At 59.3% G+C, this 14,143-nt stretch carries 16 protein-coding genes; 15 read left to right on the forward strand and 1 reads right to left on the reverse strand.

What is annotated here, in order from left to right; genetic code table 11:
• The first annotated feature begins 729 nt into the window (after window positions 1-729).
• The 3 genes from rluC to E1573_RS04135 are packed head-to-tail and all read left to right on the forward strand — an operon-like array spanning window position 730 to window position 3,343.
• The gene (gene rluC / locus E1573_RS04125; protein ID WP_133210901.1) at window positions 730-1,686 is read left to right on the forward strand and encodes a 23S rRNA pseudouridine(955/2504/2580) synthase RluC; all 957 of its coding nucleotides are present in this window, start codon (window positions 730-732) and stop codon (window positions 1,684-1,686) included.
• Window positions 1,676-2,353 carry an HAD family hydrolase gene (locus tag E1573_RS04130; RefSeq protein ID WP_133210903.1) on the forward strand — a complete coding sequence of 226 codons (678 nt, stop codon included), beginning with the start codon at window positions 1,676-1,678 and terminating at the stop codon, window positions 2,351-2,353. The genes rluC and E1573_RS04130 overlap by 11 nt, the downstream gene beginning before the upstream one ends.
• 6 nt (window positions 2,354-2,359) lie before the next feature.
• Window positions 2,360-3,343 carry a S49 family peptidase gene (locus E1573_RS04135; RefSeq protein ID WP_133210905.1) on the forward strand — a complete coding sequence of 328 codons (984 nt, stop codon included), beginning with the start codon at window positions 2,360-2,362 and terminating at the stop codon, window positions 3,341-3,343.
• Window positions 3,344-3,473: 130 nt separating this feature from the next.
• Here the strand turns inward: E1573_RS04135 and E1573_RS04140 are convergent, their stop codons facing one another.
• Window positions 3,474-4,052, reverse strand: coding sequence for a nucleoside triphosphate pyrophosphatase (locus E1573_RS04140; RefSeq protein ID WP_133210907.1), 579 nt, complete (start codon window positions 4,050-4,052; stop codon window positions 3,474-3,476).
• 95 nt (window positions 4,053-4,147) lie between these two features.
• On the opposite strand from E1573_RS04140, the gene E1573_RS04145 reads away from it, so the two are divergent.
• From E1573_RS04145 to E1573_RS04200, 12 genes are all read left to right on the forward strand, one after another.
• Window positions 4,148-4,675 (forward strand): YceD family protein, encoded by a 528-nt coding sequence (locus tag E1573_RS04145; protein ID WP_045187160.1) that lies wholly within the window; start codon window positions 4,148-4,150, stop codon window positions 4,673-4,675.
• Window positions 4,676-4,688: 13 nt separating this feature from the next.
• Window positions 4,689-4,871 (forward strand): 50S ribosomal protein L32, encoded by a 183-nt coding sequence (gene rpmF, locus E1573_RS04150; protein ID WP_010223221.1) that lies wholly within the window; start codon window positions 4,689-4,691, stop codon window positions 4,869-4,871.
• A gap of 3 nt (window positions 4,872-4,874) precedes the next feature.
• Window positions 4,875-5,885: a phosphate acyltransferase PlsX gene (gene plsX / locus E1573_RS04155; RefSeq protein ID WP_133210909.1), complete on the forward strand. Its 1,011-nt coding sequence runs from the start codon at window positions 4,875-4,877 to the stop codon at window positions 5,883-5,885.
• 130 nt (window positions 5,886-6,015) lie between these two features.
• A complete protein-coding gene (fabD, locus tag E1573_RS04160; protein WP_133210911.1) occupies window positions 6,016-6,954 on the forward strand; it encodes an ACP S-malonyltransferase in 939 nt (312 codons plus the stop codon).
• Window positions 6,955-6,970: 16 nt separating this feature from the next.
• On the forward strand, window positions 6,971-7,711 hold the full coding sequence (fabG, locus tag E1573_RS04165; RefSeq protein WP_133210913.1) for a 3-oxoacyl-ACP reductase FabG: 741 nt from the start codon (window positions 6,971-6,973) through the stop codon (window positions 7,709-7,711).
• Window positions 7,712-7,906: 195 nt separating this feature from the next.
• Entirely contained in the window at window positions 7,907-8,143 is a 237-nt protein-coding gene (gene acpP, locus E1573_RS04170) for an acyl carrier protein (protein ID WP_133210915.1), read from the forward strand.
• A gap of 105 nt (window positions 8,144-8,248) precedes the next feature.
• Entirely contained in the window at window positions 8,249-9,493 is a 1,245-nt protein-coding gene (fabF, locus tag E1573_RS04175; RefSeq protein ID WP_133210917.1) for a beta-ketoacyl-ACP synthase II, read from the forward strand.
• On the forward strand, window positions 9,493-10,308 hold the full coding sequence (pabC, locus tag E1573_RS04180; RefSeq protein WP_133210919.1) for an aminodeoxychorismate lyase: 816 nt from the start codon (window positions 9,493-9,495) through the stop codon (window positions 10,306-10,308). The genes fabF and pabC overlap by 1 nt, the downstream gene beginning before the upstream one ends.
• A gap of 3 nt (window positions 10,309-10,311) precedes the next feature.
• A complete protein-coding gene (mltG, locus tag E1573_RS04185; protein ID WP_133210921.1) occupies window positions 10,312-11,460 on the forward strand; it encodes an endolytic transglycosylase MltG in 1,149 nt (382 codons plus the stop codon).
• Between the two features lie 19 nt (window positions 11,461-11,479).
• Entirely contained in the window at window positions 11,480-12,112 is a 633-nt protein-coding gene (gene tmk / locus E1573_RS04190) for a dTMP kinase (protein WP_133210923.1), read from the forward strand.
• Entirely contained in the window at window positions 12,105-13,091 is a 987-nt protein-coding gene (locus E1573_RS04195) for a DNA polymerase III subunit delta' (protein ID WP_133210925.1), read from the forward strand. The genes tmk and E1573_RS04195 overlap by 8 nt, the downstream gene beginning before the upstream one ends.
• A 43-nt stretch (window positions 13,092-13,134) precedes the next feature.
• A complete protein-coding gene (locus E1573_RS04200) occupies window positions 13,135-13,914 on the forward strand; it encodes a TatD family hydrolase (protein WP_133210927.1) in 780 nt (259 codons plus the stop codon).
• Window positions 13,915-14,143: the final 229 nt, after the last annotated feature.

Genomic DNA, 14,143 nt, shown 5'->3' on the forward strand with positions numbered 1-14,143 from the left:
GGCTGCCGGAAACGGCGTTCGGCACACACGACTTCTCACGGTCGGTGTCAGGTGCGCAAGGGGTGGCGGGCCACCCCCGTGTCCAGCGACTGTCGAGCCAGACTGGAAATCCAGTACTGCCGAAGTCGCGACAACGCGTCCTGCTTGCTGTGGTGTCAAATGCACTCAGTCAGGAGGAGGAATCAGCCTTCGGCCGTGGACACCCCAAGGGCATCTTGATCAAGACCGGGTCCGGTCGCCTGGCCAAAAGGCCTGTGGACTGGACGCAGTACTACACGGTCCGACGGTTGTGCATCTCCACCCTACACGTATCCCTGATAATTCGGGTGCTGCCGCGCGCTGAATCCGCAACGGGTTGCATTTATCGCCAGCTCCGATACGGGAGCCCGCGCCTTTGTATGTCCAAGGCTGGTATTTCCGAAGCCTTCGCCGTGGCTGCGTGAAATTGACGGCACTGACAGAGTGGCATCGAAAAAAACTTCGGGGGAGGGCAAAACACCGCTCTTGTCGTTTTTATCGGTCTTCTCTGCACGGCGCTGGTGGCGATTCCAGGCAGTTCTGTAAACTGGCGAAAACCCCGTCGGACGGCCTCGCGTCCTCGAGATTTTGCGTCGGTCAGGGCCGGCTAGAAGCCGTGAGTCCGCTGGCCAGCCGCTTTTGGCGGCGTTCGCGACTATAGCAGCAATCATTAAGTGCTTCAAATCCATAAAAAATTGTTATGATTGGCAAATGACGACTAATGCCCCTCCGACCTCCGGCGTCCAGCTGATCGAGGTCGCGCCGGAACTTGCCGGCCAACGAATCGATAATTTTCTCATCACAGCGCTCAAGGGTGTTCCCAAGACCTTGATTTACCGCATTTTGCGCAAAGGCGAAGTGCGGGTGAACAAGGGGCGGATCAAGCCCGAGTACAAGCTGCAGGCCGGTGACATCGTGCGTGTACCGCCCGTTCGTCTGCCGGAACGCGACGAGCCTGTGCCCGTGGCCCAGGGTTTGCTTGAGCGCCTGGAGGCTGCGATTGTCTACGAAGACAAAGCCTTGATCGTGCTGAATAAACCGGCCGGTATCGCCGTGCATGGCGGCAGCGGCTTGAACTTCGGCGTGATCGAAGCCTTTCGTCAGATGCGTCCGGACGCCAAGGAGCTGGAGCTGGTCCACCGCCTGGACCGTGACACTTCCGGCCTGCTGATGATCGCCAAAAAGCGCAGTATGTTGCGTCACCTGCACGCCGCGTTGCGCGGCGATGGCGTTGATAAGCGCTATATGGCGCTGGTCCGTGGCCATTGGGCGACGGCGAAGAAGCAAATCAATGCACCGTTGCTCAAGAGCAATTTGCGTTCTGGCGAGCGGATGGTTGAAGTAAATGACGAAGGCAAGGAAGCGTTGACCCTCTTCCGAGTGCTGCGTCGCTTTGGTGAGTTCGCCACTATTGTCGAGGCGCGTCCGATCACTGGTCGCACCCATCAGATTCGGGTGCATGCCTTGCACGCCGGGCATTGCATAGCCGGCGACAGCAAGTATGGCGATGAAGATTTCACCCGCGAGATTCGTGAGCTGGGTGGTAAGCGTTTGTTCCTGCACGCTTACGCCTTGACTGTGCCGCTGCCGGATGGGGGAGAGCTGAAGCTTGAGGCGCCCGTCGACGATATGTGGGCAAAAACTGTGGAGCGCTTGAGTGCGGCGTGATTACGACCTGCTGATATTTGATTGGGACGGTACCCTGGCAGATTCGATCGGGCGTATCGTCGAGTCCATGCATCTGGCTGCCGGGCGTGCTGGTCAGCCGACCTGCGATGACGAAGCGGTCAAAGGCATCATCGGTTTGGCGCTGAGCGAGGCTATCAGCACGCTCTATCCGCACCTCGAAGCCGAGCAGGTGGCGGTGTTTCGTCAGCATTATGCTGATGTGTATATGGCTCTGGATGAGCAGCCGTCGCCGTTGTTCGAGGGCGTAGTGGAATCGCTGGAGGCGTTTCGTGCTCAGGGGTATCGTTTAGCTGTGGCCACGGGTAAGGCGCGTCGTGGTCTGGATCGCGTATTACGGGCCAATGGCTGGCAGGATTACTTCGATATCACCCGGGCTGCGGACGAAAGCCGCGGTAAGCCTCATCCGCAGATGCTGGAAGAAATTCTCGCCCATTGTCAGGTTGAGCCAGCGCGTGCGCTGATGGTGGGGGATTCATCGTTTGATTTGCTGATGGCCAGCCATGCAGGCATGCATTCAGTGGCTGTCGGCTATGGGGCGATGTCGCTGGAGGCACTGGCTGCCTTCGGGCCGCAGGTCTGTATCGAGCACTTCTCACAACTGCAGGCCTGGCTGAGCCGGTCGCCTGTGGCAGGCATTCCAGGGTAGGTAAACATGGCTGATGAATGGAAGGCGCCGCGCGCCGAAGACAACGAAGAGCAAAAGAGCTGGAAACTGCTCGAAAAAACCCTCCTGGCTGGTGTGCAAGAGCAGCGTCGTGCGCGGCGTTGGGGCATTTTTTTCAAGCTGCTGACGTTTGCTTATCTGTTTGGCATGCTCGCGCTGTTCACGCCATTGATGAATGTGGATAAGGCTGCTTCCCGAAGTGTCAGTCACACCGCGCTGGTTGAGGTGCGCGGAATGATTGCCGATCAGGAGCCTGCCAGTGCCGATAATATCGTCGGTGGGCTGCGCGAGGCGTTCAAGGATTCGAAGACCAAGGCTGTCATCCTGCGTATCAACAGCCCGGGTGGAAGCCCGGTGCAATCGGGCTACATCTACGACGAGATTCGCCGCCTGCGGGCCGAGTATCCGCAAATCAAGCTGTATGCGGTGATCAGTGATCTGGGTGCTTCCGGTGCTTATTACATTGCCAGTGCAGCAGACGAGATTTATGCCGACAAGGCCAGTCTGGTGGGCTCCATTGGTGTGACGGCTGCCGGCTACGGTTTTGTTGGGACGATGGAAAAGCTGGGTGTCGAGCGCCGAACTTATACGGCGGGCGAGCACAAGGCCTTCCTTGATCCGTTCCAGCCGCAAAAACCAGAGGAGACTGCATTCTGGCAGGGCGTGTTGGAAACCACGCACAAGCAGTTCATTGCCAGCGTCAAGCAGGGGCGTGGCGATCGCCTCAAAGATAAAGAGCATCCTGAGTTGTTCAGCGGCTTGATCTGGTCTGGTGAGCAGGCGTTGGCGCTGGGCTTGGTCGACGGCCTGGGTAGCGCGGGTTATGTGGCGCGTGAAGTGGTTGGTGAAAAAGAGTTGGTCGACTTCACTGTTGAAGAGTCACCGTTTGATCGCTTTTCCAAGCGTCTGGGTACCAGCATTGCCGAGCGTCTCGCGCTGTGGATGGGCTTTCAGGGGCCGCAGTTGCGCTGATTCCAAGTTGGATGAAAAAGCCGACCTTAAGGGTCGGCTTTTTGCTTTCTGCGTAGGAGCGGGCTTGCCCCGCGATAGCGATTCGTCTGGCACATCGCCTCGCGGGGCAAGCCCGCTCCTACAGAGGGTTTCAGGGTAGGTCGACGCCTTCGTTCAGCAGCATGTCCACCAGGCGAATTAGTGGCAGGCCAACCAGGCTGGTGGCATCGACGCCGTGGGTGCTCTGAAACAGGCTGACGCCAAGGCCTTCGGCTTTGAAGCTGCCAGCGCAGTCGTAGGGCTCTTCTGCGTGCAGGTAGCGTTCGATGCGCGCCAGTTCCAGCTCGCGCATGTACACCGTGAACGGCACGCAGTCGACCTGGCAGTGGCCGGTCTGACTGTTGAGCAGGGCAAGGCCGGTTAGAAAGGTCACGTGGTTGCCGCTGGCAGCGAGCAGTTGCTCGCAGGCGCGGTCGAAGGTGTGCGGCTTGCCGAGAATCTGCTCGCCCAGTACGGCCACTTGGTCGGAGCCGATGATCAAGTGGTCGGGGTGGCTGGCAGCCAGGGCCTGGGCTTTTTCCCGCGCCAGGCGCTTGACCAGGTCGGCCGCCGGTTCTTCGGGCAGGCGTTGTTCATCGATATCGGGGGACGCCCAGTTGAATGGTAGGCGCAGGCGCTCAAGCAATTCGCGCCGATAAGGTGAGCTGGAAGCCAGTAATAAAGGCAGCATGGTAGACTCCTGGGCAAGTGAAACGATTCTAACATGCTGAACGGAGCCGAATTTCCTTTGACAGGGGCGGGGGTCATCCCTAGAATGCTGCGCCTATGTTGAATGACCCGATTCCACCTCACGTTGACCCGCGCAAATTGGCCGACCGTGGCGTTTCTCTCGAAGGAACACTGCAGCTCGCCGATTTGGAGAGACTCTGCGACCCGCTTTCCGACAATGTCGGTACGGTGCAGGCTAAATTCGATTTTGAGCGAGATGAGCAGAAGGCTGTGGTTATCCACACCGACCTGAGCGTCGAGGTCAAGATGGTTTGCCAGCGTTGTCTTGAGCTGGTCACCCTGCCGATCCACAGCGAATGTACTTACGCCGTGGTGAAGGAGGGTGCGAATACCCAGTCGTTGCCGAAAGGTTATGACGTGCTGGAACTGGGCGAAGATCCTTTGGATCTGCAGGCCTTGGTCGAGGAAGAGCTTCTGCTCGCCTTGCCCATCGTGCCTGCTCATCATCCGGAAGAATGCCAGCAGCCGGCGGGCGCCGATGAGCCCGAACCGAGCAAGGACGAGGTAACACGGTCCAACCCGTTCAGTGTATTGGCGCAGTTAAAGCGTGACCCAAACGTTTAGGAGTTAATCAATTATGGCTGTTCAGCAGAACAAAAAATCCCGCTCTGCCCGTGACATGCGCCGTTCGCACGACGCCCTCTCGGAAAACGCTCTGTCCGTAGAGAAAACCACCGGTGAAGTACACCTGCGTCACCACGTATCGCCAGAAGGCGTATACCGTGGTCGCAAAGTGATCGACAAGGGCGCTGACGAGTAATCCTTGTCCGCTCAGATCATCGCGATTGACGCAATGGGCGGGGACTTCGGTCCCCGCAGCATTGTTCAGGCAAGTATTGCTTGCCTTTCGGCTACTCCCTCGTTGCACCTGGCCCTCGTCGGTCAACCCTCCCTCCTTGAAGAGCTTATCGCTGGCCAGTCGGCAGCGGATCGCGCGCGTCTGCAGATTGTTGCGGCCAGTGAGGTGATCGGCATGGATGAGCGCCCGTCCCAGGCGCTGCGCGGCAAGCCGGATTCATCCATGCGAATAGCGCTGGAATTATTGCGTGATGGCAAGGTTCAGGCCTGTGTGAGTGCCGGAAATACCGGTGCACTTATGGCGTTGTCGCGCTATGTGCTGAAAACCCTGCCGGGCATTGATCGTCCGGCCATGGTGGCGGCCATTCCAACCCAAACCGGTTATTGCCAGTTGCTCGACCTGGGCGCCAACGTCGATTGCAGCGCGGAAAATTTGTTTCAGTTTGCGGTGATGGGCTCCGTGGCGGCTCAGGCGCTGGGGATTTCCCGGCCGCGGGTGGCGCTGCTGAATGTCGGCACCGAAGACATCAAGGGCAATCAGCAGGTCAAGCTGGCGGCCAGTCTGCTGCAAAACGCGCGTGGGCTTAACTACATTGGTTTCGTCGAAGGCGATGGCCTGTACCGTGGCGAAGCGGATGTGGTGGTGTGCGACGGTTTTGTCGGCAATATTCTGCTCAAGTCCAGTGAAGGCTTGGCGACCATGATCGGTTCGCGCATTGAAGCGCTTTTCCGAGGTGGACTTGCTTCGCGTCTGGCCGGGGCGGTGGCTATGCCGTTGCTCAAGCGCCTGCAAGCTGATCTGGCGCCAGCGCGACATAATGGCGCAAGTTTCCTGGGGTTGCAGGGTATCGTCATCAAAAGTCACGGCTCGGCAGGTGTGCAGGGCTTTCAGAGCGCCATTCAGCGTGCCTTGATCGAGATTCAGGAGAACTTGCCGCAGCGTCTGCATGGGCGCTTGGAAGATCTGTTGCTTTAGGCATCTGCCTCAGGAAGTGGTTAAATGTGACCGCTTGGTCTTCATTGCCATCCAAGTTTTCAGTTTCTGGTGCTCAGCCTGGTGCTGGGTACTTCATTTTCCGACGACAAGATCATTAGGGGCTTGTTCAATGTCTGCATCCCTCGCATTCGTCTTTCCCGGTCAAGGTTCGCAGTCCCTCGGCATGCTCGCCGAGCTGGGCGCTCAGTATCCACTGATTATCGATACCTTCCGTGAGGCCTCCGAGGCTCTGGGCTATGACCTTTGGGCGCTGACCCAGAACGGTCCGGAAGAGCAACTCAATCAAACCGACAAAACCCAGCCAGCCATTCTCACCGCCTCGGTCGCCCTGTGGCGCCTGTGGCTGGCTGAAGGTGGTGCGCGTCCAGCTTTTGTCTCCGGTCACAGCCTGGGCGAATACAGTGCGCTGGTTGCCGCTGGCAGTCTCAGCCTGGCTGACGCGGTCAAACTGGTTAAGCGTCGTGGCGAACTCATGCAAGAGGCCGTACCGGCCGGGCAGGGCGCTATGGCTGCGATTCTTGGCCTGGATGACGCTGACGTCGTTGCTGTCTGTGCCGAAGCTGCGCAAGGCGAAGTGGTCAGCGCGGTAAACTTCAACTCGCCAGGCCAGGTGGTGATCGCCGGTGCCAAGGCCGCTGTCGAGCGCGCCATGGAAGCCTGCAAGGCTAAAGGCGCCAAGCGCGCACTGCCACTGCCAGTGAGCGTGCCTTCGCACTGTGAACTGATGCGTCCTGCTGCTGAGCGTTTCGCCGAGTCGGTCAATGCCATCGACTGGAAAGCTCCGCAAATCCCAGTGGTGCAAAACGTCAGTGCGGCGGTTGCGGCTGACCTTGAAACCCTCAAGCGCGACTTGCTGGAGCAGCTGTACAAGCCTGTTCGTTGGGTCGAGTGCGTACAGACATTGGCCGCCAATGGCGCGCTGCAGTTAGTTGAGTGCGGTCCGGGCAAGGTCCTGGCCGGCTTGAACAAACGCTGCGCTGACGGCGTGAACACCTCTAACCTCAATACCCCGGATGCTTTCGCCGCTGCCCGTGCGGCGCTGGCCTGAATTAGGAGAAACTTGCATGAGCCTGCAAGGTAAAGTTGCACTGGTAACCGGCGCCAGCCGTGGTATTGGCCAGGCTATCGCCCTGGAGCTGGGCCGTCTGGGCGCTACCGTGATCGGTACTGCGACCTCCGCCTCTGGTGCCGAGCGCATCGCTGCCACTCTTAAGGAGCACGGCATCACCGGTACCGGTCTGGAGCTGAACGTGACCAGCGACGAGTCGGTTTCCGCCACCCTGGCCAAGATCCAGGAGCAGTTCGGTGCCCCGACCATCCTGGTCAACAATGCTGGCATCACCCGCGACAACCTCATGCTGCGCATGAAAGACGACGAGTGGTTTGATGTCATCGATACCAACCTGAACAGCCTCTACCGTCTGTCCAAGGGCGTGCTGCGTGGCATGACCAAGGCGCGCTGGGGTCGTATCATCAGCATCGGTTCGGTTGTCGGTGCCATGGGCAACGTTGGTCAGGTCAACTACGCAGCGGCCAAAGCCGGCCTGGAAGGTTTCAGCCGTGCCCTGGCGCGTGAAGTGGGCTCTCGTGCAATCACCGTCAACTCGGTGACCCCGGGCTTCATTGACACCGACATGACCCGTGAACTGCCAGAGGCTCAGCGTGAAGCCCTGCAGGACCAGATCCCTCTGGGGCGTCTGGGCCAGGCACAAGAGATTGCCAATGTGGTGGCATTCCTGGCCTCCGAAGGCGCAGGTTATGTGACTGGCGCGACCATTCCGGTCAATGGCGGCATGTACATGTAAAACTAATGTGACGGATTGCTTCAAAAAAATGTCATACGAGCTGTCTAAAATCCGTTATAAAGCTGCAACCAGATTCTAGTCGGTTGGCAGGTGTGGTCTGGCGAGGCGTATTACGCTTGAAAAGCAGACGTCTTTCTATACACTTACACACCGGCCAGCTGCCTGACATATGTCCATTAGGAGTGAAAACAAGGTATGAGCACCATCGAAGAACGCGTCAAGAAAATCGTCGCCGAGCAACTGGGCGTTAAAGAAGAAGAAGTCAAGAACGACTCTTCTTTCGTTGAAGATCTGGGTGCCGATTCCCTTGACACCGTTGAGCTGGTGATGGCTCTGGAAGAGGAATTCGAGACCGAAATCCCTGACGAAGAAGCCGAGAAGATCACTACTGTTCAACTTGCTATCGACTACGTCAACTCCCACCAGGGTTAAGACGTTGTAGTCGTCGCTTCTTGTCATGAGAAAGCCGCACTGCCTTAATCGGCGTGCGGTTTTTTCTTTGCAAGACATGTAGTCAATGTGAATAAGGAGAGTGCTGTGTCGCGTAGACGCGTCGTGGTCACCGGTATGGGTATGCTATCGCCACTGGGCACGGATGTGCCGAGCAGTTGGCAGGGCATTCTGGCTGGCCGCAGTGGCATAGGTCTGATTGAACATACGGACCTGTCTGCCTACTCCACCCGTTTTGGCGGCTCGGTAAAGGGCTTCGAGGTTGAGCAGTACTTATCGGCCAAGGAAGCACGCAAGCTCGATCTGTTCATCCAGTATGGCCTGGCGGCCGGTTTTCAGGCGGTGCGTAACGCCGGCCTGGAAGTCACCGACGCCAATCGCGAGCGCATTGGCGTGGCCATGGGCTCGGGTATCGGTGGTCTGACCAATATCGAAGAAACCAGCCGGACTTTGCATGAGCAAGGCCCGCGGCGCATTTCGCCATTCTTTGTGCCAGGTTCGATCATCAACATGATTTCTGGCTTCCTGTCGATCCATCTGGGTGTACAGGGGCCTAACTATGCTATTGCCACGGCATGCACTACCGGTACCCACTGTATCGGCATGGCTGCGCGCAACATCGCCTTCGGCGAAGCCGATGTGATGATTGCCGGCGGCGCCGAAATGGCTGCGTGTGGTCTGGGCATGGGCGGCTTTGGTGCCTCTCGGGCACTGTCGACCCGCAATGACGAACCGACTCGCGCCAGCCGTCCGTGGGACAAAGGGCGTGATGGTTTCGTGCTGTCTGATGGTGCCGGTGCGCTGGTGCTGGAAGAGCTTGAGCACGCCAAGGCGCGTGGAGCGACCATCTATGCCGAGCTGGTTGGTTTTGGTATGAGTGGCGACGCCTATCACATGACCTCGCCGCCAGAAGATGGCAGCGGTGCAGCACGCTGCATGGTCAATGCCCTGCGCGATGCGGGTCTGAACGCTGATCAGGTCAACTACATCAACGCCCACGGCACCTCGACGCCGGCCGGTGACCTGGCTGAGGCCTCGGCCATCAAGTCGGTGTTCGGTGCGCATGCCTACAAGCTGGCGGTCAGCTCGACCAAGTCGATGACCGGTCACCTGCTGGGCGCCGCTGGCGCAGTAGAAGCGATTTTCAGCGTGCTGTCGATCAACGGCCAGGTGGCACCGCCGACCATCAACCTTGATGAGCCGGACGTCGGCTGCGATCTGGATTTCGTGCCGCATGAGGCGCGCAATATGCCAATCGACGTCGTGCTGTCCAACTCCTTTGGCTTTGGCGGTACCAACGGCTCGCTGGTGTTCCGCCGGTTTGCCGAGTAATGCACAGTTGGGTTGATGGCCAGCCGGCGGATGCAGTCAATCTGCGAAGCCGGGCACTGGCCTACGGCGATGGCCTATTCGAGACCATCGCCGTTCGGGCCGGTCGGCCATCAATGCTCGACTACCATCTCGAGCGCCTGGCGTTGGGTTGCCAGCGCCTGGCGATCAGCGTTGATCACGACCTGATTCGCGACGAGTTGTGCCGGTACGCCAGTGCTCTGGGCGACGGTGTCCTCAAACTTATTCTTGTACGTGGCGACAGCCAGCGCGGCTATGCGCCGGCTGCTGATGTGCCGCCGCGGCGTATTCTTCAGGGCAGCCCCTTGCCCGTCTATCCGGCACAGCATGCCGAGCAGGGTATTCGTCTGTTTGCCTGCAGCACCCGGCTTGCCGAGCAACCATTGCTGGCCGGGCTCAAACACCTCAACCGTCTTGAGCAGGTGCTGGCCCGTGCTGAGTGGCAAGATGCCGAGCATGCCGAAGGCTTGATGCGCGATACCTCGGGGCGGATTGTCGAAGGCGTTTTCAGTAACCTGTTCCTGGTGCACGACGGTGAACTGTTGACCGCCGACCTGAGCCGTTGCGGGGTGGCTGGTGTCATGCGGGCAGCCTTGATCGAGCAGGCCGCTGCAACCGGCATTGCCCTGCGTATTACCGACCTGTCTCTGCAAGACCTGGAGCAGGCGGATGAGGTGTTTGTCTGCAACAGCGTCTATGGTGTGTGGCCTGTACGTGCATTTACATCACTGAACTGGTCGCCGGGCCCGCTCACCCGTAAACTGCAGGCCATTGCCCGTACGTTACTGGATGCCTGATTTGTGAGACGTAAATTCTTGGTGCTGCTGGAGACTGGACTGATCCTGGCAGGCCTGGTGTTGGGATTTTCGGCCTGGAAAGTGAACTCGGCACTTGAGCAGACCTTGCACGTCAACCAAGAGCAATTGCTCGACGTGCCCACCGGTACCAACCCTAATCGCATGTTCTACCGAATGGAGAGCCAGGGCCTGTTGGCCGACGCTTTCTGGTTACGCCTGTACTGGCGTTTCAATATGACTGGCGTACCGTTGCACACCGGTGAATACCGCATGACGCCTGGCATGACCGTGCGCGAACTGTTTGAGGTTTGGCGCCGTGGCGACGTCGTGCAGTACAGCCTGACCCTGGTCGAGGGCTGGAATTTCCGTCAGGTACGTGCGGCGCTGGCCAAACACGAGAAAATCAAACAGACCCTTGATGGCCTCAGCGATGCCGAGGTGATGGACAAGCTCGGTCACCCCGGGGTATTCCCTGAGGGGCGCTTCTTCCCGGACACCTACCGTTTTGTGCGCGGGATGAGCGATGTGGAGTTCCTCCAGCAAGCGTATGCGCGCCTTGACGAGGTGTTGGCCAAGGAGTGGGCTGAACGCCCGGCAGATCTGCCGTACCGTGACCCGTATCAGGCGCTGATCATGGCGTCGTTGGTCGAGAAAGAGACCGGGGTGCCTCAAGAGCGCGGCCAGATCGCCGGGGTATTTGTGCGCCGCATGCGAATTGGCATGTTGCTGCAGACTGATCCGACTGTGATCTACGGCATGGGTGAACGCTACAACGGCAAAATCACCCGCGCCGACCTGCGTGAGCCAACGCCCTACAACACCTACACCAACGCGGGCTTGCCGCCTACGCCGATAGCCATGGTTGGTCGCGAAGCCATTCATGCTGCGTTGAACCCGACACCGGGTACCAGTTTGTATTTTGTTGCCCGTGGTGACGGTAGCCACATCTTCTCTGACGACCTGGATGCGCACAATTCCGCGGTCCGTGAGTACCAGATCAAACGCCGGGCCGATTACCGTTCCAGCCCGGCACCCATGACAGAAACTGAGCCAGAGTCTGAGGCCGAGCCCCAGACCCCTGAGCCCACCGAGGCGAGTCCTGAGCCTGTGCCTGAAGAGTCAGCACCGGCCACGGAATCCTCTTCGCAATGAATAACTGTAAGGACTGCCTGTGAGCGGCTTGTTTATCACCCTGGAAGGTCCCGAAGGCGCGGGCAAGAGCACCAACCGTGAATACCTTGCCGAGCACCTGCGTGCCCAGGGCGTGGATGTGGTGCTGACCCGAGAGCCAGGCGGCACGCCGCTGGCCGAACGCATCCGTGAACTGTTGTTGGCGCCGAGCGATGAGCTGATGGACGCTGACACTGAGCTGTTGCTGGTGTTCGCGGCGCGTGCCCAGCATCTGGCGCAGGTGATCCGTCCGGCGTTGGCCCGGGGCGCAGTAGTGCTGTGTGATCGCTTTACCGATGCCACCTATGCCTATCAGGGTGGTGGGCGTGGTCTGTCGGTGGCGCGTATTGCCACCCTTGAACAGTTCGTTCAAGGCGAGCTGCGGCCTGATTTGACCCTGGTCTTCGATTTGCCGGTGGAAGTGGGCTTGTCGCGCGCCGCGGCCCGTGGCCGTCTGGACCGTTTCGAGCAAGAAGGCCAAGCGTTTTTCGAGGCGGTGCGGCAGGCCTACCTTGCACGCGCCAACGCTACGCCGCAACAGTACAAACTCATCGATGCCTCGCAATCGCTGACGCAGGTACAGCAAGCACTGGACGCCTTGCTGCCGCAGATTCTGGAGCGTTGCCGTGGCTGAGGCCTTCCCTTGGCAGCAAGCGTTGTGGCGGCAACTGGCTGGGCGAACGCAGCATGCGCACGCTTACCTGCTGCACGGTCCACAAGGCATCGGGAAGCGTGCCTTGGCCGAGCGCCTGATGGCCTTGCTGCTTTGTCAGCGGCCGACCGACCTGCAGGCCTGCGGGCAGTGCAAGTCGTGTCTGTTGCTGGCTGCAGGTAGTCACCCGGATAACTACGTGCTGGAGCCTGAAGAGGCAGATAAGCCAATCAAGGTCGATCAGGTGCGTGATCTGGTTTCTTTCGTGGTTCAGACCGCGCAACTGGGTGGGCGCAAGGTGGTGTTGATCGAGCCGGTCGAGGCGATGAACATCAACGCATCCAACGCCTTGCTCAAGAGCCTGGAGGAGCCTTCCGGTGATACCGTGCTGTTGCTGGTCAGTCATCAACCCAGCCGGCTGTTGCCGACGATCAAGAGTCGGTGTGTGCAGCAGGCCTGTCCATTGCCCGACGCGGCGCAAAGCCTGGCGTGGCTGAGCAAAGCGTTACCCGAGTGCGACGAGCAGGAGCGGCTTGAGCTGCTCAGCCTGGCCGCCGGTTCGCCGCTGGCGGCTGTCAGCCTGCAGGCGCAGGGTGTGCGTGAACAGCGGGCGCTGGTGGTCGATGGGGTGAAAAAATTGCTCAAGCAGCAACAGTCCCCGAGCCAGCTGGCTGAAGCCTGGAGTGCCATACCGCTGCTGCAGCTGTTCGACTGGTTCTGTGACTGGTCCAATCTTGTCCTGCGTTACCAGTTGACCGAGGACGAGGAAGGTTTAGGCTTGAGCGATATGCGCAAGGTGGTGCAGTACTTGGCGCAGAAAAGTGCCCAGGGCAAGGTGCTGGAGATTCAGGACTGGATCCTCGCCCAGCGCCAGAAAGTCCTGGGCAAGGCCAACCTCAATCGCGTGCTACTGCTCGAAGCGCTGCTGGCCTCCTGGGCAATGTTGCCTGGCCAGCGTTGAGCCGAGCTGTTCCTATTTTTCCTTATAGCGTTGTCATGTACCCATGCTTGTAGATTCCCATTGCCACCTCGACCGTCTAGACCTCAGCGCCCACGAGGGCTCGCTGGATGCCGCCCTGGAGGCTGCCCGTGCCCGTGGTGTTGGCCACTTCCTGTGTATCGGTGTCAGTGCCGACAATGCCAGGGCGGTCAAAGAGCTGAGTGAGCGTTACAGCGATGTCGACTGTTCAGTGGGTATCCATCCTTTGGACCTGACCCCTGATGGTGCGCCGCCGCTGGACTGGTTGCTTAAAGAGCTTGCACATCCCCATGTGGTGGCTATTGGTGAAACCGGGCTGGACTACCACTACGAACCGGAAGCGGCGCAAGTGCAGCAGGATTCCTTCCGTCTGCACCTGCACGCTGCACAAGAGACCGGCAAGCCGGTGATCATTCATACCCGGGCAGCGCGGGCCGATACCCTGGCGCTGTTGCGTGAAGCAGACTTGAGTCAGGCCGGGGTGCTGCATTGCTTCACTGAAGACTGGGATATGGCCCGTGCGGCGCTCGATCTGGGTTACTACATTTCGTTGTCTGGCATCGTTACCTTCCGCAATGCCGATGCGTTGCGCGACGTGGCACGGCAAGTGCCTGCCGACCGCTTGTTGGTCGAAACCGATTCACCTTATCTGGCGCCGATTCCCTACCGTGGCAAGCCCAACCTGCCGCAATATGTCCGGGAAGTTGCAGAGTTCGTCGCTATGGTGCGCGGTGAGCACTATGAGCAGTTGGCTGAGCAGACCACTGCAAACTTCAAGCGTCTGTTCCCGCTGGCACGTCTGTAACCAATGTGGGAGCGGGCTTGCCCCGCGATTGCGGTGTGTCAGCCAGGTAGCATCGCGGGGCAAGCCCGCTCCCACTGGGGTGGAATTACGGGCAAAAAAAACCCGGGTTCTGGGGGGTGAATCCGGGTTAAGACCATTAGGAGTAAAACAAAGGTACGCGGTCCCTGAGCACCTTTATCGGCGCGCCACTTGGGGGGATGCGCCGCGCCAACACCTGAAGTATTGGTCA

It is taken from the genome of Pseudomonas sp. H9, assembly GCF_004353925.1.
Classification (GTDB): domain Bacteria; phylum Pseudomonadota; class Gammaproteobacteria; order Pseudomonadales; family Pseudomonadaceae; genus Aquipseudomonas.

Bases quoted from the DNA above. Each gene is read 5' to 3' on its own strand.
- rluC (WP_133210901.1), top strand. From the start codon at position 730: ATGACGACTAATGCCCCTCCGACCTCCGGCGTCCAGCTGATCGAGGTC.
- E1573_RS04135 (WP_133210905.1), top strand. From the start codon at position 2,360: ATGGCTGATGAATGGAAGGCGCCGCGCGCCGAAGACAACGAAGAGCAA.
- E1573_RS04140 (WP_133210907.1), bottom strand. From the start codon at position 4,052: ATGCTGCCTTTATTACTGGCTTCCAGCTCACCTTATCGGCGCGAATTG.
- E1573_RS04145 (WP_045187160.1), top strand. From the start codon at position 4,148: ATGTTGAATGACCCGATTCCACCTCACGTTGACCCGCGCAAATTGGCC.
- rpmF (WP_010223221.1), top strand. From the start codon at position 4,689: ATGGCTGTTCAGCAGAACAAAAAATCCCGCTCTGCCCGTGACATGCGC.
- fabD (WP_133210911.1), top strand. From the start codon at position 6,016: ATGTCTGCATCCCTCGCATTCGTCTTTCCCGGTCAAGGTTCGCAGTCC.
- fabG (WP_133210913.1), top strand. From the start codon at position 6,971: ATGAGCCTGCAAGGTAAAGTTGCACTGGTAACCGGCGCCAGCCGTGGT.
- acpP (WP_133210915.1), top strand. From the start codon at position 7,907: ATGAGCACCATCGAAGAACGCGTCAAGAAAATCGTCGCCGAGCAACTG.
- pabC (WP_133210919.1), top strand. From the start codon at position 9,493: ATGCACAGTTGGGTTGATGGCCAGCCGGCGGATGCAGTCAATCTGCGA.
- E1573_RS04200 (WP_133210927.1), top strand. From the start codon at position 13,135: ATGCTTGTAGATTCCCATTGCCACCTCGACCGTCTAGACCTCAGCGCC.